Source organism: Streptomyces apocyni (assembly GCF_009739465.1).
GTDB lineage: Bacteria > Actinomycetota > Actinomycetes > Streptomycetales > Streptomycetaceae > Streptomyces > Streptomyces apocyni.
Genome location: NZ_WHOM01000067.1, coordinates 292,914 through 313,533 on the forward strand (window position 1 = coordinate 292,914; position 20,620 = coordinate 313,533).

The 20,620-nt window shown below is 69.5% G+C and carries 18 protein-coding genes and 1 riboswitch; of the genes, 9 read left to right on the plus strand and 9 right to left on the minus strand.

Going from position 1 to position 20,620, the window contains the following annotated elements:
- The first annotated feature begins 58 nt into the window (after nucleotides 1–58).
- The 4 genes from GCN81_RS23405 to GCN81_RS23420 are packed head-to-tail and all read left to right on the plus strand — an operon-like array spanning nucleotide 59 to nucleotide 5,716.
- A complete protein-coding gene (locus tag GCN81_RS23405; protein ID WP_156723098.1) occupies nucleotides 59–1,606 on the plus strand; it encodes a GMC family oxidoreductase in 1,548 nt (515 codons plus the stop codon).
- Nucleotides 1,603–2,730, plus strand: coding sequence for a quaternary amine ABC transporter ATP-binding protein (locus GCN81_RS23410; RefSeq protein ID WP_156723101.1), 1,128 nt, complete (start codon nucleotides 1,603–1,605; stop codon nucleotides 2,728–2,730). The genes GCN81_RS23405 and GCN81_RS23410 overlap by 4 nt, the downstream gene beginning before the upstream one ends.
- On the plus strand, nucleotides 2,727–4,709 hold the full coding sequence (locus GCN81_RS23415; RefSeq protein ID WP_156723103.1) for an ABC transporter permease: 1,983 nt from the start codon (nucleotides 2,727–2,729) through the stop codon (nucleotides 4,707–4,709). Before GCN81_RS23410 ends, GCN81_RS23415 begins: the two co-directional genes overlap by 4 nt.
- 50 nt (nucleotides 4,710–4,759) lie before the next feature.
- Entirely contained in the window at nucleotides 4,760–5,716 is a 957-nt protein-coding gene (locus GCN81_RS23420; protein WP_156723105.1) for an ABC transporter substrate-binding protein, read from the plus strand.
- Between the two features lie 60 nt (nucleotides 5,717–5,776).
- Here GCN81_RS23420 and GCN81_RS23425 read toward each other — a convergent pair whose 3' ends face one another.
- From GCN81_RS23425 to GCN81_RS23435, 3 genes are all read right to left on the minus strand, one after another.
- Nucleotides 5,777–6,376, minus strand: coding sequence for a 2'-5' RNA ligase family protein (locus GCN81_RS23425; protein WP_156723107.1), 600 nt, complete (start codon nucleotides 6,374–6,376; stop codon nucleotides 5,777–5,779).
- Between the two features lie 70 nt (nucleotides 6,377–6,446).
- Complete coding sequence (gene trpS / locus GCN81_RS23430; RefSeq protein ID WP_156723109.1) at nucleotides 6,447–7,460, minus strand: tryptophan--tRNA ligase; 1,014 nt, start codon at nucleotides 7,458–7,460, stop codon at nucleotides 6,447–6,449.
- A 247-nt stretch (nucleotides 7,461–7,707) separates the two neighbouring features.
- Nucleotides 7,708–9,156, minus strand: coding sequence for a glycine hydroxymethyltransferase (locus tag GCN81_RS23435; protein ID WP_156723111.1), 1,449 nt, complete (start codon nucleotides 9,154–9,156; stop codon nucleotides 7,708–7,710).
- 33 nt (nucleotides 9,157–9,189) lie between these two features.
- Nucleotides 9,190–9,276: riboswitch (ZMP/ZTP riboswitch) on the minus strand.
- Between the two features lie 217 nt (nucleotides 9,277–9,493).
- On the opposite strand from GCN81_RS23435, the gene rocD reads away from it, so the two are divergent.
- Entirely contained in the window at nucleotides 9,494–10,678 is a 1,185-nt protein-coding gene (rocD, locus tag GCN81_RS23440; RefSeq protein ID WP_156723423.1) for an ornithine--oxo-acid transaminase, read from the plus strand.
- A gap of 91 nt (nucleotides 10,679–10,769) precedes the next feature.
- Nucleotides 10,770–11,504 carry a polysaccharide deacetylase family protein gene (locus tag GCN81_RS23445; RefSeq protein WP_156723113.1) on the plus strand — a complete coding sequence of 245 codons (735 nt, stop codon included), beginning with the start codon at nucleotides 10,770–10,772 and terminating at the stop codon, nucleotides 11,502–11,504.
- 113 nt (nucleotides 11,505–11,617) lie between these two features.
- Here GCN81_RS23445 and GCN81_RS23450 read toward each other — a convergent pair whose 3' ends face one another.
- Together GCN81_RS23450 and pdxR are read right to left on the minus strand one after the other, a co-directional pair.
- Nucleotides 11,618–11,929 carry a hypothetical protein gene (locus GCN81_RS23450; protein WP_156723115.1) on the minus strand — a complete coding sequence of 104 codons (312 nt, stop codon included), beginning with the start codon at nucleotides 11,927–11,929 and terminating at the stop codon, nucleotides 11,618–11,620.
- Between the two features lie 50 nt (nucleotides 11,930–11,979).
- Complete coding sequence (pdxR, locus tag GCN81_RS23455; RefSeq protein WP_156723116.1) at nucleotides 11,980–13,374, minus strand: MocR-like pyridoxine biosynthesis transcription factor PdxR; 1,395 nt, start codon at nucleotides 13,372–13,374, stop codon at nucleotides 11,980–11,982.
- A 47-nt stretch (nucleotides 13,375–13,421) separates the two neighbouring features.
- Between pdxR and GCN81_RS23460 the strand changes: the two genes are divergently transcribed.
- On the plus strand, nucleotides 13,422–13,907 hold the full coding sequence (locus GCN81_RS23460) for a carboxymuconolactone decarboxylase family protein (protein WP_156723118.1): 486 nt from the start codon (nucleotides 13,422–13,424) through the stop codon (nucleotides 13,905–13,907).
- 19 nt (nucleotides 13,908–13,926) lie between these two features.
- Nucleotides 13,927–14,664, plus strand: a complete 738-nt coding sequence (locus GCN81_RS23465; RefSeq protein WP_156723120.1) for an isocitrate lyase/PEP mutase family protein — start codon at nucleotides 13,927–13,929, stop codon at nucleotides 14,662–14,664.
- A 19-nt stretch (nucleotides 14,665–14,683) separates the two neighbouring features.
- Here the strand turns inward: GCN81_RS23465 and GCN81_RS23470 are convergent, their stop codons facing one another.
- Nucleotides 14,684–15,268 carry a DinB family protein gene (locus GCN81_RS23470; protein WP_156723122.1) on the minus strand — a complete coding sequence of 195 codons (585 nt, stop codon included), beginning with the start codon at nucleotides 15,266–15,268 and terminating at the stop codon, nucleotides 14,684–14,686.
- Complete coding sequence (locus GCN81_RS23475) at nucleotides 15,265–16,584, minus strand: MFS transporter (protein WP_156723124.1); 1,320 nt, start codon at nucleotides 16,582–16,584, stop codon at nucleotides 15,265–15,267. The genes GCN81_RS23470 and GCN81_RS23475 overlap by 4 nt, the downstream gene beginning before the upstream one ends.
- An 89-nt stretch (nucleotides 16,585–16,673) precedes the next feature.
- Here GCN81_RS23475 and GCN81_RS23480 point away from each other — a divergent pair, with 89 nt between their 5' ends.
- Entirely contained in the window at nucleotides 16,674–17,660 is a 987-nt protein-coding gene (locus tag GCN81_RS23480) for an ArsR/SmtB family transcription factor (protein ID WP_156723126.1), read from the plus strand.
- A gap of 388 nt (nucleotides 17,661–18,048) precedes the next feature.
- Here GCN81_RS23480 and GCN81_RS23485 read toward each other — a convergent pair whose 3' ends face one another.
- Nucleotides 18,049–19,572: an outer membrane protein assembly factor BamB family protein gene (locus tag GCN81_RS23485; RefSeq protein WP_197287523.1), complete on the minus strand. Its 1,524-nt coding sequence runs from the start codon at nucleotides 19,570–19,572 to the stop codon at nucleotides 18,049–18,051.
- A gap of 334 nt (nucleotides 19,573–19,906) precedes the next feature.
- Nucleotides 19,907–20,167, minus strand: coding sequence for a hypothetical protein (locus tag GCN81_RS31995; RefSeq protein WP_197287524.1), 261 nt, complete (start codon nucleotides 20,165–20,167; stop codon nucleotides 19,907–19,909).
- Nucleotides 20,168–20,620 lie beyond the last annotated feature (453 nt).

Sequence of the window (20,620 nt, forward strand, 5' to 3'; positions counted from 1 at the left end):
CCACCCCCTGACACGCGCAGCACTTTGCGGCATCGCACGGAGTGGAGCAGCACAGAACATGCCTCAGTACGAGACCACCGAGATATACGACTACGTGGTCATCGGTGGCGGCACCGCCGGTTCGGTCATCGCCTCGCGCCTCACCGAGAACCCGGATGTCACCGTCGCGGTCATCGAAGGCGGTCCCAGCGACATCGACCGCCCCGACGTCCTCACCCTGCGCCGCTGGCTCGGCCTGCTCGGCGGGGACCTGGACTACGACTACCCGACCGTCGAGCAGCCTCGCGGCAACTCGCACATCCGGCACAGCCGGGCCCGGGTCCTGGGCGGCTGCTCCTCGCACAACACGCTGATCTCGTTCAAGCCGCTGCCGTCCGACTGGGACGAGTGGGAGGCGAACGGCGCCGACGGCTGGAACGCCGCGGCCATGGACCCGTACTTCCCGAAGCTGCGCAACAACATCGTCGCCGTCGACGAGAAGGACCGCAACGCGATAGCCAGGGATTTCGTCGACGCCGCCCAGGCCGCGCTCGGCGTGCCGCGCGTCGAGGGCTTCAACAAGAAGCCCTTCGCCGACGGCGTCGGCTTCTTCGACCTCGCGTACCACCCCGAGAACAACAAGCGCTCCAGCGCCTCTGTCGCGTACCTCCACCCGCACATCGAGGCCGGTGACCGCCCGAACCTGCACATCAAGCTGGAGACCTGGGCGTACCAGCTGGAGCTCGACGGCACCCACGCGCGGGGCGTGCACGTCCGCACCAAGGACGGCGCGGAGATCCTCGTCCAGGCCCACCGTGAAGTGCTGGTTTGCGCGGGCGCGGTGGACACCCCCCGCCTGCTGATGCACTCCGGCATCGGACCCCGCAAGGACCTTGAGGCGCTGGGCATCCCGGTCGTCGTGGACCTGCCGGGAGTCGGCGAGAACCTGCTCGACCACCCCGAGTCGGTCATCGTCTGGGAGACCGACGGGCCGATACCCGAGAACTCCGCGATGGACAGCGACGCCGGACTGTTCGTCCAGCGGGACCCCGAATTCCAGGGCCCCGACCTGATGTTCCACTTCTACCAGATCCCGTTCACCGACAACCCCGAGCGCCTGGGGTACGAACGCCCCGAACACGGCGTGTCGATGACGCCGAACATCCCCAAGCCCAAGAGCCGCGGCCGCCTCTACCTCACGAGTGCGGACCCCGAGGTCAAGCCCGCCCTCGACTTCCGTTACTTCACGGACGAGGACGACTACGACGGCAACACCCTCGTCGACGGCATCAAGATCGCCCGCGAGATCGCCAAGACCGAACCGCTCGCCCACTGGCTGAAGCGCGAGGTCTGCCCGGGCCCCGAGATCACCACTGACGAAGAGATCAGTGCGTACGCGCGCAAGGTGGCGCACACCGTCTACCACCCCGCGGGCACCTGCAAGATGGGCGCGGCCGACGACGAACTCGCCGTGGTCGCCCCCGACCTGACCATCCGCGGCCTCGACGGCATCCGTATCGCCGACGCCTCCGTCTTCCCGACCATGCCCGCCGTGAACCCCATGATCGGCGTGCTGATGGTCGGCGAGAAGTGCGCGGACCTGCTGACCGGAAGTGATAACCGATGACCGCGATCCTCGACAAAGCCACCCCCGAGCCCATACCCGGGGGCGTGCCCGCTGACGCCGACACCGTCTTCACCGTCCGCAACCTGTGGAAGGTCTTCGGCCCCAAGGCCGACCGCATCCCCGGCGACGCCTCACTCACCGACCTGAGCACGGCCGAACTGCGCGAGCGCACCGGCTGTACCGCCGCCGTACGCGATGTCTCCTTCGACGTCCGCAAGGGCGAGGTCTTCGTCGTCATGGGCCTGTCCGGGTCGGGCAAGTCCACGCTGGTACGCACCCTGACCCGGCTGATCGAGCCGACCAGCGGCACGCTCTCCATGGATGGCGAGGACGTCCGCGCCATGGACAAGAAGCGACTCCTCGCGCTGCGGAGAAACCGTGTCTCCATGGTCTTCCAGCACTTTGGCCTGCTGCCGCACCGCACTGTTCTGGACAACATTGCCTACGGCCTGGAGATCCAGGGCATGGCCAAGCAGGAACGCCGCGACCGCGCCGCCGCGATGGTGGCGAAGGTTGGCCTCGACGGTCTGGGCGAGCGCCGCCCCGACCAGCTCTCCGGCGGGCAGCAGCAACGCGTGGGTTTGGCCCGCGCACTCGTCGTCGACCCCGAAGTGCTGCTCTTCGACGAGCCGTTCAGCGCCCTCGACCCCCTGATCCGTCGCGATATGCAGGAAGAGGTCATCCGCCTGCACCGCGACGAGGGCCGCACCATGGTCTTCATCACCCACGACCTCTCCGAGGCGCTCAAGCTGGGTGACCGCATCGCGCTGATGCGTGACGGCGAGATCGTGCAGCTGGGCACGCCCGAGGAGATCGTGGACAGCCCCGCCAACGACTACGTGCGGGACTTCGTCCGTGATGTGCCGCGCGAACAGGTCGTCACGGTGGCCAGGGCCATGCGCCCACCGCACGACGGCGAGGCCGACACCGGGGCGGCGCTGCCTCCCGACGCCACCGTCGCCCAGGGAATCGAGGCTGTCGCCCGTGGAGGCGCCCCGGCGCGGGTCGTGTCGGACGGGAAGCTGCTCGGCGTTGTCGATCACGAGCGGCTGCTCGCCGTGGTGGCGGGCATCGGGCTGCCCGCCACACCGGAACAGGCCGCGGAAGACGTGGTTCAGGCATGAGTGCGACCACTGCTGAGAAGGCAGCCGCCAAGGGAGGGAGCGCCGACACGGGCAGCGGCGCGGAAGACGAGCGGCAGGGAACCACCCCCCGGGGACCGCTGCCGGTGACCTGGCTCGTGCTGCTCGGCCTCGCGCTGCTGCTGCCGACCAGCGCCCTGCTGTGGAGTGGCGGCTGGCCGGACAGCCTGGGCGTCGACGCCGTCACTCCGCTGGACTCGTTCGCCGACTGGGTCATCGAAAACCGCCAGACCCACCCCCTGTTCCTCTACTTCCTGCTGCACATATCCAATGTCGCCACCGACTCGGTGGACGGCGTACACAACCTGCTCGAGTCACTCGGCTGGGCCGGTGTGCTGGGTATCGCGGCCGCCCTCGCCTGGTACGTCGCGGGTGCGGGCCGTAAGGGGCTGAAGACGGCGGGCATCGCCGTCGGAGCACTCGCCGCGATCGGCCTGGTCGACCTGTGGTCCCCGGCGATGGAGACCCTGGCGCTGATGGTGGTCGCCGTCACCGCGGCCGCTGTGCTGGGCACGCTGCTCGGGCTCGCCGCCGGGCTCTCCGATACGGCGCAGCGGCTTTTGCGGCCTGTCCTGGACACCATGCAGGTGCTGCCCTCCTTCGCGTACCTGCTGCCACTCGTCCTGATCTTTGGCACCGGCACCCCGTCCGCGCTGATCACCACGGTCATCTACGCCGTTCCGCCGATGGTGCGCCTCACCTCGCTGGGCCTGCGCGGCGGTGCCCCCGCGGTGCTTGAGGCCTCCCGTTCACTCGGGTCGACTCCGTGGCAGCGGCTGTGGACAGCTCGGCTGCCGCTGGCCCGCAAGGAGATGCTCCTCGGCCTCAACCAGACGATCATGATGGCGCTGTCCATGGTGGTCATCGCCGCCGTCGTCGGCGCGGGTGGCCTGGGCGAGAGCATCTACTCGGCCTTGAAGAGCCGGGACTTCGGGCAGGGACTCGTCGCGGGCCTGGCCATCGTGCTGATCGCCGTCTGGCTGGACCGAACGACCGCGGCGGCGGGTGAGCGATCCGGAGCAGCCACCGGTCGGTGGGCCGCCGGTATCGCCGCCATGGTGGGAGCCGTAGCGCTGGCTCTCGGCCAGATCCTCTCCCGGAGTTGGCCCGAGAGCTGGACCGTGGATGTCACGGCACCGCTCAACAGCGCCATGGAATGGGTAGTCAACAACTTCTACCAGGATGTTCCGGTGCTCGGCGGCACGTCCGCCTGGGCAGGGAACCTGACGACCTGGGTGCTGGCTCCGCTGAACGACGGTCTGCAGGCCCTGCCCTGGTGGTCGGTCATGCTTCTCGCGGCCTCCCTGGCCTGGCTGGTCGGCACGTGGCGCGGTGCGGTGACCGCCGTACTGGCGCTGGCGTGCATCGGGATGCTGGGCATCTGGGGCCCGTCGATGTACACCTTGTCCCAGGTCCTCGTCGCTGTCGCGATCGCACTGCTGCTCGGCTTCGCGCTGGGCATCCTGGCCGCCCGAGTGGGCTGGGCCGAGAAGCTGCTGCGTCCGGTCTTCGACACCATGCAGACGCTGCCGCAGTTCATCTACCTCATCCCCGTGGTGCAGCTCTTCAACGCGGGTCGCGTGGCGGCGGTGACCGCGGCGGCCGTCTACGCCCTGCCCGCCGTGGTCCGGATCACCACCCAGGGCCTGAAGAACGTCGCCCCGGCCACGCTGGAGGCCTCCCGCTCGCTCGGCGCCACCACCTGGCAGCAGATCCGCCAGGTCCAGTGGCCGCTGGCCAGGCCCGCGCTGCTGGTCGCTGTCAACCAGGGCGTGGTCCTGGTCCTCGCGGTGGTCGTCATCGGCGGCCTGGTGGGCGGTGGCGGCCTCGGCTTCGACGTCGTCAAGGGCCTCACAGCCAGCGAGCTCGGCACGGGTCTGACCGCTGGCGTGGGCATCGTCTGCCTCGGCCTGATGCTCGACAAGCTGACGCAGCCGTCCGCTGCGCGCAAACCCCAGTGAGCGTCCCCGCTCACCAGCTGTTCCCCCCCATTTAAGGAAGTCAGTACGTCATGAACAAGAACCACACCGCCCGTCTCCGTAGAACCGGCATCGCCGCCACCGGCGCACTGGCCCTGCTCGCCCTGAGCGCCTGCAGTGCCGCCGACACCGGCTCCGACGACAAGACCGTCAGCCTGCACACGCCCACCTGGGTCGGTGCGGAGGTGAACACCGCTGTCGCCAAGTACCTGCTGGAGAACGAGCTCGACTACAAGGTCGAGACCAAGCAGATGGATGAGACTCCGGCCTGGGACGATATGAGTCAGGGCAAGATCGACGCCATCCTTGAGGACTGGGGCCACCCCAAGGAGGTCAAGCGGTACGTCGAGGGCAACAAGACCATCGTCTCCGCCGGTGAGCTTGGCGTGACGGGTCACATCGGCTGGTTCGTGCCGAAGTACGTCGCCGACAAGAACCCGGACATCACCGACTACAAGAACCTCAACAAGTACGCCGATCTCTTCAAGACACCGGAGAGCGGCGACAAGGGCCAGTTCATCAAGGGCGACCCGTCGTACGTCTCGCACGACAACGCGCTGATCAAGAACCTCGATCTGAACTACAAGCCGATCGAGGCCGGAGCCGAGGCCACCCACCTGGCGCAGCTTGAGCAGCTCTACAAGAACAAGAAGCCCTTCCTCACCTACTGGTGGACCCCGCAGTGGATGAACGCGACCATGGACCTGGTCGAGGTCAAGCTTCCTGAGTACAAGGAAGGCTGTGACAAGGACGCCAAGAAGATCGAGTGCGCCTACCCTGACGTTCCCCTGCAGAAGTGGATGAACGCGGACTTCGCCAAGGAAGGCGGCGACGCCGCCGAGTTCCTGAAGAACTTCAACTGGTCGACGGACGACCAGAACCTGGTGGCCAAGTACGTGGCCAAGGACAAGATGACCCCGGAGAAGGCTGCCGAGAAGTGGGTCAAGGAGAACAAGTCCACCTGGGAGCAGTGGATCCCGAAGAAGTGACGCGGTAGCACAGTGACCGGTGCCGGGTGCCCCCGTGGTGGGGCGCCCGGCACGGCTGTGTCAGTGGGCGGGGAGCGTACCCCGAGGCGCTGACGGGGCCTCGGCCTCTGGGGCGTCGGCTTGCGCGGGGACCGTCGGGGAGCCGAAGCCGAACTCGCGGAGCATGCGCCAGACGCCGTCGGGCCCCTGCTCGTACAGGGCGAACCCGGTGCAGGACCAGTCGGCGGCGTACTCGCTGAGCTCGTCGTACGCCCGGTCCATCGCCTCGTCGGCGATGCCGTGCGCCACCGTGACATGCGGGTGGTACGGGAACTGCAGCTCCCGGGCGACCGGGCCCGACGCGTCCCTGACCTGCTTCTGTAGCCAGGTGCAGGCCGCGGCGCCCTCGGCGACCTGGACGAAGACGACCGGCGACAGCGGCCGGAAGGTGCCGGTGCCGTACAGCCGCATCGGGAAGGGGCGGGACGCGCCCGCCACCTCCGCGAGATGCGCCTCGATGGCGGGCACCGACGTGGCCGCTACCTCGGTCGGGGGGAGCAGGGTGACGTGGGTGGGGATGCCGTATGCCGCGGGGTCGCCGAAGCCCGCTCGCCGCTCCTGGAGCAGGCTGCCATAGGGCTCCGGGACCGCGATCGAAACGCCGAGCGTTACGGTCCCCACGTCGTTCTCCTCCATGTGCGGTCGTCGCGTGCTGGTGGTGGTGGCGGTGCTGGTGCTGGTGTTGGTCCGGTCAGTGCTTGGCGGGCAGGAAGCCCACCTTGTCGTACGCCTGGGCGAGGGACTCCGCGGCGACGGCCCTGGCCTTTTCCGCGCCCTTGGCGAGGATCGAGTCCAGCGTCTCCGGGTCGTCCAGGTACTCCTGGGTGCGAGCGCGGAACGGTGTGACGAACTCCACCATCACCTCGGCGAGGTCCGTCTTCAGCGCACCGTAGCCCTTGCCCTCGTACTTCTGCTCAAGTTCCGGAATTCCGGTGTCCGTGAGGGTGGAGTAGATGGTGAGGAGGTTGCTGATACCCGGCTTGTGCTCGGCGTCGAAGCGGATCTCGGACCCGGTGTCGGTGACCGCGCTCTTGATCTTCTTGGCCGTGGTCTTGGGCTCGTCGAGCAGGTTGACCAGGCCCTTGGGCGTGGAGGCGGACTTGCTCATCTTGACCGCCGGGTCCTGGAGGTCGTAGATCTTGGCGACCTCCTTGACGATGTGCGGGGCCGGGACCGTGAAGGTCTGTCCGAAACGCGTGTTGAAGCGCTCGGCGAGGTCGCGGGTGAGCTCGACGTGCTGGCGCTGGTCCTCGCCGACCGGGACCTGGTCGGCCTGGTAGAGGAGGATGTCGGCGACCTGGAGTACCGGGTAGGTGAACAGTCCGACGGTGGCGCGGTCCGCGCCCTGCTTGGCGGACTTGTCCTTGAACTGCGTCATCCGGGAGGCCTCGCCGAAACCGGTGAGGCAGTTCATCACCCAGCCGAGCTGCGTGTGCTCGGGGACGTGGCTCTGGATGAAGAGGGTGCAGCGCTCGGGGTCGAGACCGGCCGCCAGCAGTTGGGCGGCGGCGAGCCGGGTGTTGGCGCGCAGCTCGGCCGGATCCTGCGGAATGGTGATCGCGTGCAGGTCGACGACCATGTAGAACGCGTCATGGGATTCCTGCAGGGCGACGTACTGACGGATCGCACCGAGGTAGTTCCCGAGGTGGAACGAACCTGCGGTGGGCTGGATACCGGAGAGCGCGCGGGGACGATCAGAGGCCATGCGCTCATTCTCTCAGGTGCCGTGGCCGGTTCGGGCTCAGGTGGCCGGTGCCGGGCCGCCGACGAGCGGCGGAGCGTGGGGAATGAGACGGGGAACACATGGGGGAGCGCGCGGGGGCGCGCGGGGAGCACGGACGGGCGGCGGGCGGACGGGCGGACGGGCAGACGGGCTGACGGGCAGACGGGCGGGCGGGGCGCTGGTACTGGTGCGCCTCCGCCCGTCCGCCGCTGCCGCCGCTGCTGTCCGCTCAGCTCAGGTCGATGCCCGGGTAGAGCGGGAAGTCCGTGAGCAGGTCGGTGGCTCGCTGGGAGATCTCGTCCGCGGTCTTCGGGTCCAGCACGTACTGCGCCTTGGAGGGCGCGCCCTTGCTGGTGGTGCCGGGCTTGGCGACGGTGAGCGCGGTGTCGATCAGCGCGGCGATCTCGTCCATCTCCCGCGCCCCGAGCCCGCGCGTGGTCAGCGCGGGGGTGCCGATGCGGATGCCGGAGGTGTACCAGGCGCCGTTGGGGTCGGCCGGGATGGCGTTGCGGTTGGTGACCACGCCCGAGTCGAGGAGGGCGGATTCGGCCTGGCGGCCGGTGAGGCCGTAGGAGGAGGCGACGTCGATCAGGTTGAGGTGGTTGTCGGTGCCGCCGGTGACGAGGGTCGCGCCCCGGCGCATCAGGCCGTCGGCCAGCGCGCGGGAGTTGTCGACGACCCGCTGGGCGTAGCCCTGGAAGGAGGGCTGACGGGCCTCGGCGAGCGCCACGGCCTTGGCCGCCATCACATGCGGCAGCGGACCCCCGAGCACCATCGGGCAGCCACGGTCGACCTGGTCGGCCAGCGTGGAGTCACACAGGACCATGCCGCCGCGCGGGCCGCGCAGGGACTTGTGGGTGGTGGTGGTCACGATCTGCGCGTGCGGTACGGGGTCGAAGTCGCCGGTCAGGACCTTGCCCGCGACCAGGCCAGCGAAGTGGGCCATGTCCACCATCAGGGTCGCGCCCACCTCGTCGGCGATCTCCCGCATGATCCGGAAGTTCACCAGCCGGGGGTAGGCCGAGTAACCCGCCACGATGATCATGGGCCGGAACTCGCGGGCGGTCTTGCGCAGGGCCTCGTAGTCCAGCAGGCCGGAGGCCGGGTCGGTGCCGTAGCTGCGCTGGTCGAACATCTTGCCTGAGATGTTGGGGCGGAAGCCGTGGGTGAGGTGGCCGCCCGCGTCCAGGGACATGCCGAGCATGCGCTGGTTGCCGAGCTCGCCGCGGAGTTCGGCCCAGTCCTGCTCGGAGAGGTCGTTGACCTGGCGGGCGCCCGCGCGCTCCAGGGCGGGGGCCTCGACGCGCTGGGCGAGTACGGCCCAGAAGGCGACGAGGTTGGCGTCGATGCCGGAGTGCGGCTGGGCGTAGGCGTGCTGGGCGCCGAAGAGTTCGCGGGCGTGTTCGGCGGCGAGGGCCTCGACGGTGTCGACGTTGCGGCAGCCCGCATAAAAGCGGCGGCCGACGGTGCCCTCGGCGTACTTGTCGCTCAGCCAGTTGCCCATGGTGAGCAGCGTGGCGGGGGACGCGTAGTTCTCGCTGGCGATCAGCTTGAGCATCTCGCGCTGGTCGGCGAGCTCCTGGCTGATGGCGTCGGCGACGCGCGGCTCGACCCCGCGGATCACTTCGAGGGCGTTACGGAAGGCGGGGGACGCGGCGGGATGGGTGGGCTCTGGCATGACGGACGGACCTCCGGACGTGACGTTCGTACACGGGTCGGCCCAGGCGCGCGGCACACAGTTCAAGGACCGCTCCCCGATGGTCCATCCCATCCCAGCACGCCAGTCACGATCCTGGGGGCAGACTACCCGGCGACGCCGGGCGAGGTTTCTTCGTCCAGCATGCGAGCGACGATAGAAAGTGGGCACCACCCCCGCCCCACACCGCGGAACCACCTGCCCCACATCACATCGCAGAACGAACGGAGATCCCGTGTCTCGTACGACTGCAACAGGCCAGCCGTCCTCGACGGCGGACGCCACGGCGAATGCCACGGCGAGCGCCACGGCGAATGCCATCGCCGCGACCGAGGCCCACAGCGCGCACAACTACCACCCGCTGCCCGTCGTCGTCGCGACGGGCGACGGCGCGTGGTTGACGGATGTCGAGGGCCGTCGCTATCTCGACATGCTCGCCGGGTACTCGGCGCTGAACTTCGGCCACGGCAACCCGCGGCTGATCGACGCGGCCAAGGCCCAGCTGGAGAGGGTCACGCTCACTTCGCGGGCCTTCCATCACGACCGGTTCGCGGACTTCTGTACGCGGTTGGCCGAGCTGTGCGGCATGGAGATGGTGCTGCCGATGAACACCGGGGCGGAGGCGGTGGAGACCGCGGTGAAGACCGCCCGGAAGTGGGGGTATCGCGTCAAGGGCGTCAAGGAGGGCGCCGCGAAGATCGTCGTCGCCGGGAACAACTTCCATGGCCGGACGACCACGATCATCAGCTTCTCGACCGACCGGGAGGCCAGGCTCGACTTCGGGCCCTACACGCCGGGCTTCGAGATCGTGCCGTACGGCGACCTGACGGCGATGGAGAAGGCGGTCTCGGAGAACACCGTGGCCGTACTGCTCGAACCCATCCAGGGCGAGGCCGGCGTGCTGGTGCCCCCGGCCGGTTACCTGGCGGGGGTGCGTGAGCTGACGCGGGAGCGGAACGTCCTGTTCATCGCGGACGAGATCCAGTCCGGTCTGGGGCGTACGGGCCGGACCTTCGCCTGTGAGCATGAGGGTGTCGTGCCCGATATGTACGTCCTGGGCAAGGCGCTGGGCGGGGGTGTGGTGCCGGTCTCCGCGGTGGTGTCCAGCGCGGAGGTGCTCGGGGTGTTCCGGCCGGGCGAGCATGGTTCGACCTTTGGCGGAAACCCGCTGGCCTGTGCGGTGGGTCTTGAGGTGGTCGCGATGCTGCGGACCGGCGAGTTCCAGCAGCGGGCCACCGAACTGGGCGAGCATCTGCACCGCGAGCTGGGGCTGCTCACCGGCACCGGGGCGGTACGTGAGGTGCGCGGGCGCGGGCTGTGGGCTGGCGTGGACATCGACCCGGTGTACGGCACGGGCCGGGAGATCTCCGAGAAGCTGATGGCCAAGGGGGTGTTGGTCAAGGACACCCATGGCTCGACGATCCGGATCGCGCCGCCGCTGGTGATCAGCAAGGAGGACCTGGACTGGGGGCTCGACCAGCTGCGGGCGGTGCTGGCGGGCTGATCTCACCGGTGGGGGAGGGCGGCGAGGGCGGCGTGTGAGGCCGAATTCGGGGCGTTGACAGCAGAGTTGGTCTGGACCAATGATGCGGCTCATGCGGAGAACCCGAGTAACCCGAGTAACACTCGCCGTCCTCGTACCCGTTCTGATGCTCCTGGGCCTCGCTGGCCCGGCAGCGGCGGCCGGTGCCGCTTCGGCGCCAGGCGAGTCGGTGCCTGGCGGGTCGGCCTGGCCGGAGCCCGTCCCCGTCGTCACCAAGGTCGACACCGAAGACCCGGTCGTCTTCATCACGATCGACGACGGCTGGGGCGCCGACCAGGCCGCCGGAGCGCGCAAGCTCCTGATGGACCGCCAGATCCCGGCCTCGCTCTTCCTGCTGCCCGGCGCGTATGAGGCGTACCCGGAGTACTACCGCTCGCTGCTGGCGAGCGGGCCCTCCCGGGTCGAGAACCACACCGTCAACCACCCCGACCTGACCAAGCTCAGCTACCAGGACCAGCGCGCGGAGCTGTGCGACGCCCGCGACCGGCAACTGGCCGCCTTCGGCGACAGCCCCCGCCTCTTCCGCCCCTCGGGCGGGGCGACGTACCCCTGGCCCTTCTACAACGAGGACACCCGGAAGGTCGCCCGCGCCTGTGGCGCCGAGGCCCTGGTGATGTGGAGCCAGGACCTGTCCTGGGGCCAGCAGCCCACCGGTGAGCTGGAGTCGGGGGACATCATCCTGCTGCACATGGGCCCGACGCTGGAGGCCGACCTGACCCGCGCACTCGACGCCGCGGACGCGGCGGGCCTCAAGCCCGCGAACCTGCGGCAGTACGTAGCCGACTGACACCGAGCCGTACGGCCCGCGCGGTTCGCACCGAGCCGTACGGCCCGCGCGGCTCGCACGGTCCGCGCGGGACCCGGGGCGCCGCGTCGCCGCCCCGGGTCCCGCGACGCGCTCTAACCAGGCTTGTTGAAGGTGCCGCCCTTGGCCCAGCCCTTCTTCTTCTTGCCCTTGTAGTACCACTCCGGGTCCGAGACGACGCCCTTGATCTTGAGACTCGAGGAGTCCGACACCTTGGTCTTGTCCGAGTCCGAGCAGTACTTCTTGTTGATCACGCGATAGCCGCGGCCCGCGCGGAAGTCGTCCTCGTCCACGCAGTACTTCTTGGTGCTGGAGCCGCACGCCGCGAGTGCGGTCATCAGGACAGCCGTCGCGGTGAGCACCACGCCACCCGTCTTCAGCTGCCGGTTGCGTTGACGCCTCGTCATATCTCTGCCATCCCCCGTGGTTGGTTGCGTGTGTTCGAGCCCAGCATGCCCTACGGCAGCACCCCGCACAGCGCGTCCAGCGCCCCCGCCCACGCGTGGTCCGGGGGTGTCCCATAGCCGACGACCACCGCGTCGCGCGCGGGCAGATCGGCGTCCGGGTGGCGGAACCGGCTGAGGCCGAGGACGCCGAGCCGCTGCCAGGCGGCCCCGCGCAGCACCGACTGCTCGGTGCCCGGCGGGAGTTCGAGCACCGCGTGCAACCCGGCCGCGATCCCGCTCACCGTCACCTCCGGCGCGCGCTCTCGCACCGCCGCCACCAGTTGGTCGCGCCGCCTGCGGTAGCGCAGCCGGGCGCCGCGCACATGGCGGTCGTACGCCCCCGAGGTCAGGAACTCCGCGAGCGTCAGCTGGTCCAGGGTCCCGCAGGCCCAGTCCTCGGGTCCCTTGGCCTTGGCCACGGGGGACGCGAGGGAGCCGGGCAGCACCATCCAGCCCAGCCGCAGTCCCGGCGCCAGGGACTTGCTGGCCGTCCCCATGTAGACCACCCGGTCCGGGTCCAGGCTCTGCAACGCGCCGACCAACTGACCGTCGTACCGGAACTCGCCGTCGTAGTCGTCCTCCAGGATCAGCCCGCCGCCGCGCCGCGCCCACTCCACGGCCTCCGCCCGCCGCCCCGGCGACAGCGGCATCCCCATCGGGAACTGGTGCGCGGGCGTCAGCAGCACCGCCCCCGGCCGCATCGCCGCCAGCTCCTCGGTACGGGTACCGAGGAGGTCGAACGCCAAGGGCGGCAGCCGCAACCCCGCCGACCTCAGCACGTCCCAGTGCACATCGAGCCCGTACGAATCCACCGCGACCTCCCGCACCCGGCGCTCCCGCAGCACCTTCGCCACCAGCGCCAGCCCGTGCGCGAAGCCGGAGCAGACGACGATCCGGTCCGGGTCGGCGTAGACGCCACGGGCCCGCGCCAGATAGTCGGCGAGCGCGGTACGCAGCTCGACGCGCCCGCGCGGATCGCCGTAGCCGAGCGCCTCGTTGGGCGCCGCGGCCAGCGCGCGCCGGGCGGCCTTGAGCCACTCGGCGCGCGGGAACGAGGCGAGGTCGGGGGAGCCGGGCAGCAGGTTGTACGTCACCGGGCCGCTGCTCCGCGGCGGCAGCGGCGCCGCGAGGGGCCGGGGCACCGACCGCTCGGCGACCCGCGTCCCCGAGCCCTGCCGCGCGGTCAGCCACCCCTCGGCCACCAGGTCCGCGTACGCATCAGCCACCGTGTTGCGCGCGATGCCCAGGTCAACGGCGAGCGAACGCGAGGAGGGCAGCCGGGTGCCGGGGGCGAGCCGCCCGCCGCGTACGGCTTCGCGCAGGGCGTCGGTCAGCCCCTTCCGTACGCCTGAAGTGCCCACGTCCAGATGCAGATCGACGCCGAGATTGGCCCAGTTTTCCGGCATGGAAATGGACCATACCCTTGGGCTGCCCCGCCGCTAAGTTCGTACCCATGACCACGCATTACGCACCCGAGCACACCCCACGATTCGACTGGGCCAAGAACGCCCCCGAGGTCTACCGGGCCATGGCGAGGTTCGAGGCCACCGCCGCGAAAGGAGTGGACCCCGTCATCGCCGAACTGGTCAAGATCCGCGCCTCGCAGCTCAACCACTGCGCGTTCTGCCTCGACATGCACACCAAGGACGCCCTCGACCAGGGCGAGACCGTCGAGCGGATCATCCAGCTCAGCGCCTGGCAGGAGTCCCAGCACTTCTACACGGCCAAGGAGCTCGCGGCGATCGAGCTGACCGAGGCGGTCACCGTCCTCACCGACGGCTTCGTACCGGACGAGGTCTACGCGAAGGCCGCCGAGCACTTCGACGAGCAGGAGCTGTCCCATCTGCTCGCCCAGATCATCACGATCAACGCCTGGAACCGCTTCGCCGTCAGCACCCGTATGGTCCCGGGCCACTACAAGCCCGGCGACTTCAAGTAGAGACGGACGCGAGATAGCTATGGCTGTGCCGGTGGACACCTTCCGGACCTTGCACCACGACCGCGCCCCCGGCGACCCGCTGGTCCTGCCAGGCCCCTGGGACGCCGCCAGCGCCCGGGTCTTCGAGGAGGCCGGTTTCCCGGCCCTCGCGACGCCCAGCGCCGGAATCGCGGCCTCCCTCGGCTACGAGGACGGGTCCACGCCCGCCGAGGAGATGTTCGCGGCGGTGACCCGGATCGTACGGGCCGTCTCCGTACCGGTCTCAGCGGACATCGAGTCCGGCTACGGCCTCGCTCCCAAGGAGCTGGTCGCACGGGTCCTGGACACCGGCGCGGTCGGCATAAACCTTGAGGACTCAGTCGACGGCGTCCTCAAGGACCCGCGGCGCCACGCGGACTGGCTGGCGGAGGTAAGGGCCGAGGCGGGGGATCGGCTCTTCCTCAACGCACGCGTGGACACGTTCGTACGGGGGTCGGCCGATCCCGTGACGGCGGCGATCACCCGGGCACGCCTGTACGTGGCGGCCGGGGCGGACTGCGTCTACCCGATCCTGGCCCCGCCCGAGGCGCTGCCAGAGCTGCGGGCGGCCATCGACGGCCCCCTCAACGCGTTCGCGGGCCCCGACGGTTCGAGCGTGCGCACGCTGGGCGAGGCAGGCGCGACCCGCATCACGTTCGGCCCCGGCCTGCAACGGGCAGCGATGGCTTCACTGGCGGAAGCGGCCCGCGAACTGACTCCGCGCCCCTTCGGCCCCTGAGGCTGCCTGGTATGTCCGACTAAGCCTTTATGGATGCGGCCGTCCTGGCGGCCCGCTCGATCTTCGCGCGGTAGGCGGCACGGGCTTCCTCATCGATCTGCTGCTCGTGTTCGGCGCGCAGCCCGGTCCGGCCGTCGAGGCCCTCGCGCAGGATGTCGGCGTGCCCGGCGTGCCGGATGGACTCGCCGAGGACGTGGACCATGATGGCGAACAGGTTCGTGTTGGGATAAGGCTCCGGCCACCACGGCACGTGGCCGGGGGCGTCGAGGGGAAGCTCATTGATCGTCGCGTCCGAGTGTTCCCACGTACGCCGGTAGAACCCGATGATCTGATCGCGGGTCTCGTCCTCGGCCGCCCACTGGTCGCTGCCGTCGGAGTCCTGCCACCGGGGCAGCGGTTCCGGGGAGGGGCGGTCGAAGACCTCGCCGAAGTACCTGGCCTCGACGGTGGCCACGTGTTTGACCAGGCCGAGGAGGTTGGTCCCGGTCGCTGTCAAAGGTCGGCGGGCGTCGTATTCGGACAAGCCGTCGAGTTTCCAGAGCAGCGCCTCGCGGTCCCGCCGCAGTCTCCCGTGCAGGTTGTCCTTCGCGAATTTATCGGTCATGCGGCATGAACCTTCCATGGGTTGTTCGTGGTCTCAAGATCCCGTTGGGTAGTTCGGGACGGGGACCGGGGACCGGGATGTGTGGGCGGGTGCCAGGTGAGAATCCAGCTGGCGGTGAGCGCCGCCGCGCAGCCTGCCAGGGCGATGGCGCGGCCTGTTCCGATGCCTGCGGCCACCGAGCCGAAGCAGACTGGCCCGACGCCCTGTAGCGTCATGCTGCCGGAGCCGAGCAGGCCGAAGGCCTGGCCCTGGCCATGCTGTGGCAGGGCGTCCAGGAACGGCCGTTGCAGGCCGAGACCGTAGGCGAATCCGAAGCCGCAGAGCAGCAGCAGACAGGACGAGACGCCCACTCCGGGTTCGGCAGCGAAGCCGACCAGCGGCAGTCCCATCAGCGCAATCAACGGGACGACCAGTCGCTCCCGGGTGGGCGGCCGTAGCAGCCGACCGACCAGCAGGTCACCGACCAGCATGCCGACCGGCAGGCAGCCCATCAGCACCGCGTACCAGCCGGGCGCGAAGTGGCGTCCTCCCGCGTAGGCGACGATCAGGCCTTCCGCGCCCGCTACGAACGCGGGCGGTAGCCACTGGGCCAGCATCAGTCGTCGCACCGTGCGCCCGCGCAGCAGCAGACCTGCACCGTGCAGGCTTGCCCGGACGGCCCCGCCATCGCCCCGAGCGCTGCCGGGAATGCCGCCGAACTCTCCCAGCTGCAGCCGGGGCAGCCGGATGCGGACAGCGAGCGCGCAGCCGAGGTAGAGCGCGGCGCTCAGCGCGAGCGCCCGGCGCGGGCCGAGTACCGCGACGACCGCACCTCCCAGCGCCAGACCGAACAACTGCGCGCCAGAGGCAGCGATGTTGTTCAGTGAACGGCCCAGCACATAGGCGTCGCCCTCCAGCCACTGCGCGACCAGACGGCTCGACGCGCCGCCGAACACCGGTGTGGCGAGGGCGACCAGCGCCACCACACCCAGGCTTGCCGCGATCGGCATCCGCACCAGGGCGAGCAGCAGGGCGGCGGCGCACTCCAACGCGTAGCCGCCAGTGATGAGCGCGCGGGGCGGCAGTCGGTCAGCCAGTGAGCCCAGCAGCAGCGAGCCGAACAACTGCGGGAGAAAGCCGATGCCGAAGGCCACGGCGCTCAACAGCGCGGAGCCGGTGGCCGCGAAGACCAGCACCGAGAACGTGGTGATCCGCAGCGAGCCCGCGGTGATCGCGACGATGCGGGTCGAGAAGAGCAGCCGGAAACGCGGCTCGGCCAACACCTCCCGGTAGGTGGCACGGTGGCTGCCCTGCGCGGGTCCGGCGGTCGGGGTCATGGCGCCCAGCCTCGACGTGCGCCCACGCCACTCACCAATGATTCGTCGCTGGACGAATCGGAACAGACGTCCCGCGGTAGCCTGGCAGGGTGCTGCGCTTCGAAGTCTCCGTCGAGGACCTGCTGCGCAGCCGCTTCGCACTGTCGCCCGCGATGGACCTCTGCTTCCTGCTGCGCTCGCTCGCCGGCCAGGACCGGCCGCTGCCGCGAGCCTGGGCCACCCGGCTCCTGCCGGCCTTTGAACGGCTGCGCCGCGAGACCGACTTGAACGCCGCCCTCGCTCTGCAGATCCCGCAAGGCGGACCGAACTTCATCGCCCCGCCCCCGCGCGGCCTCAACCAGACCTGGGCGGACGACCTGGCCGTGATCAGGGCCACACCACGGGAAGCGGCCCGCCACGAATTCGCCACCGCCGCCACCGCCACCGGTCCGTCCGCCCGTGATCCCCGCGTACGCGCGGTGCTGGACTCGCCGGACGCCGTCTCCAGGATCGCCGCGGCGATGGACCAGGCGTGGCACGAGCTGCTCGCCACGGACTGGCCGCAACTGCGCGCGATCTGTGAGCGCGATGTCGTGCACCAGGTGGGGGTGATCGGCGAACACGGCTGGGCCACGACGATCGAGAGCCTGCACCCGAGCATCGCCTGGCAAGCCGGCGGCATCGAGGTCGGCCACTTCCCCCAAGTCGGAACAGTCCGCCTCGCCGGGGACGGGCTCTTGCTGATCCCTTCGGTCTTCGTCGGGAACATCGCCGCCCACCTGGAAGACCCCTGGCCCAGAACCCTGATCTACCGTGCCCGCGGCACCGCCGCCCTGTGGGGAGAACAGGAGACCATCCCCCGACCGGACGCGCTGACCGCTCTGGTCGGCCGGGCCCGAGCCCGGCTGCTGGTAGCTCTGGACGCCCCGGCCAGTACGAGCCACCTCGCCCGAAGCCTCGCCATGGCACCCGGCGCGGTAGGAGACCACCTCGCCATCCTGCGAGGCGCGGGGCTGCTCGTCCGCGCCCGGTCCGGACGGTCGGTGCTCTACTGCCGCACCCCGCTCGGCGAGGCACTGGTCGCCGGTTCGGGCTGAGGGCTCAGATTCAGCACTGCTTTCTGAGGCGCCGCCAGCAGATGTGCGCAGTTGAGGGCGAGGAAGGTCTGGGGGATGTCGGCGTGGGTCCAGGACCGAGGACGGCGCCAGCGCTACCGCGAGATGAAGCAGGCCTCCGGGACGAGAGCCACAGCTACGGCAAGCGGCAGCTGGATCAGGCAAGTTGAACCGTTCGACATCAGTCGCATGGCGCGGGCCTGCGGCAGAACTGCTCCTTCTCTACCGGCTTGGCCGCTTTGAGTTCGGCCACCAACTGCTCAACGCTACGCCCGGCCATCCGCTCTTCCAGACCTGGGAACGGGTCGTCATCATTCGCGGCGGCGCGTTCTGTCAGGGGCGGGTCCCCGCGGCCGGCTGTCAGTCGGCGTCAGTCGACGGCGAAGCCGATCGCCAGATAGTCCTCGCGGCCGGGCAGAGTCTCCGTGTCGCTCATCCGGTCGTCTGAGATGAACAGCCGTCCGTTCCCGTAGCGGAACTCGGTCCCCTCGTCCGGGAAGTTGAAGCTGGTCTCCGCCTGGCGTACGGAGCCCTCTGCCGGGTTCTCCAGCAGGAGCGTCTCCTTCATCGTCCGGGAGTCGAGGGACACGACCTGTCCGCCCTTCTCGTAGGACGGGGTCCGGTACGCTATGACGTTGCTCCCGTCCATCTGCAGGGGGTAGATCTTGCCTCGCTCACCCGCGTCGGCCTTGGGACCCGAGAGCTTGCCGGTCTTCAGGTCGAAGCCGACGATTTCGTTGGTCTGGCCGGACTCACTGTTGCCGGAGTGCTGGGTGGTCGCGACATAGAGCTTGCCGTTGCCGACGGTCATGGCTACGCAGCGCTCCACGCTGATCGCCCCCTCACAGTGGAACTCGTACAGGTCATCCATCAAGCTCAGCTTGGTGAGCAGCTCGCCCTCGTCGTCGAAGGAAAAGACGTCCACGGGACTGGCCTCGCCGATGGCCGCGCGCGGGTCCTCCACGGCGACGGCGACCGGATCGGTGGAGACGACCGAGGCGTACTCGAGTCCGGCCGGCAGCCGGTAGCTCCACTCGGGCCTGCCGTCCTTCTTGAGGAGCTGGACCTCGATCCTCGTATCCTCGTACTCACCGCACTTGCGGATCGCGATGAGCTGCGCGCCGCCGCCGTACCCGGCGTCCGCGCAGCTGTCCGTGACCTTCGGCTTCCAGAGGTTCTTTCCGGTGGAGATGTCGTACGCCGCACCGCCGCCCGTGCCTCCCGCCGCGGCGATGTTCCCGCTGACGGTGATCTCCTCGAACTCCACCTTCTTGGTGCCGCCGGAGACCGTGTGGGTCCACAGCTCCTTGCCCGCCGCGAGGTCGATGGCCGTGACCTCGGTGCACAACGTGTCCGCGTCCGCGTAATCGCTCTCCTTCTTCGGCCACTTGTTCTGGTGGACGATCGCCGTCAGGTCGTCCTCGTTGACGTGGCGACTCGCCGCGCACACCGGGCCCGGGAGCTCGATGATCCACTTCTCCTCGCCGGTGGCCAGGTCATAACCGGCGACCCCCTTGTCGTTGCTCTTGGCGTAGACGTCGCCGGTGAGCCAGGCGCCCCTGGCGTCCCAGAGAATGTCCTCGGGGATCTCGGGCGTCACCTCCCGGAGGAGCACCTTGGCGCTGGTGTTGGAGGGTGCCTCCTCTTTGCCGCCGGTACCGCCGCCCTCGGTGTCCTCCTTGCCGCCGTCCTTGCCCGCCGAACTCTTGGCCTCATCCGTCTTGCCCTGGTCGTCACCGGACTTCGATGCGTACAGCACGCCGCCGCCGACGACCAGGGCCACCGCCACCACCGCGGCGATGACGACCGTCGTCGCTGAGTTGAACCTCTTGCCACCGCTACCCCCACCGGGGCCCGCCGGTCCCGGTCCCGGTCCTGGCGGCTGCATCGGCATGGTGGGCTGCTGCTGGTATGCCCCGTAGTGCGGCGGTTGCGCCAGGGCACCGTAAACAGGCTGGTCCCCGGCATCCGTCGGCTGCTGCGATGGGGGCAGGGCGGGCGGCTGCGGCGACTGGGTGGGCGGCGGCATCTGGGGGTAGCCGTAACCGGGCCCGGGGCCTTGAGGGTTGCCGAATCCTCCGGGCGGGGGGTCCTGCGGGGGGCCGAAGCCACCGGGTGGCGGCTGATTGGGCGGGGGAAGCGGCGACTGCGTCATGACTTTGTCTACTTTCGGGAACGCGACAGAGGGAGTGCTGGTGAGCGAGGCTTCGTCAGGGAGTTCAGGGAGTTCAGGGAGCCGGGAGTTTCGCCTTCCCCGGGCCGCAGCCGATGCGTTCGAACTCCGCCTCGACGTAGGCTGGCAGCAGGACACGGACGAAGTCTGAGTCGGGTCGACGATCGTCGACATCCGTATCCTTCGGGCGGCCGTCACGGCCCGACGCGCAGGTGCGGGCCGTCGCCCCGCCCTCGCCGCCGACACGCTCCAGGTCCTTGCGGTATGTGGCGGGGAGCTGGAGGCCCTTCACCCCGCAGAAGGTGTCCGGCTTCACGCCCTCCCACCCGGGCAGGGCCGGCAGTTTCTCCGGCGACCGGTAGGTGCCGGAGCCAGTCCGATACCAATTGCGAAGACCGCGCCCGCCAGCAATCCGCCGACCACGCTGAGGCGGTTCCGCCCGCCGCCAGCCATGACTTCCCCCTTGTGACCTTGCCAAGCCAGAGCAAACGCACCAGATGCTACGTGCCACCGCCGCCGTCGCAGGAGGCGGGGCGTCACACCGTGATGTTGCTGTCCGGGTCGGTGGTGCGGCGGAATCGCAGCTGGGAGAGGTCGTGTGCGGCGGCCAGCGCTTTGCGTCTCCCTCGTACGGTGGAGACCGTGACGGTAGGGGAAGTTGTGTCGGGGCGCCTGAACTTGGGTTCTGGCTCAACTTCCGTGACGCGGACACCCTGAGTGATCTGTCGTCGCCTTCGAATATTCGAGAGCGGCAGGGTGCGGGTGGCTC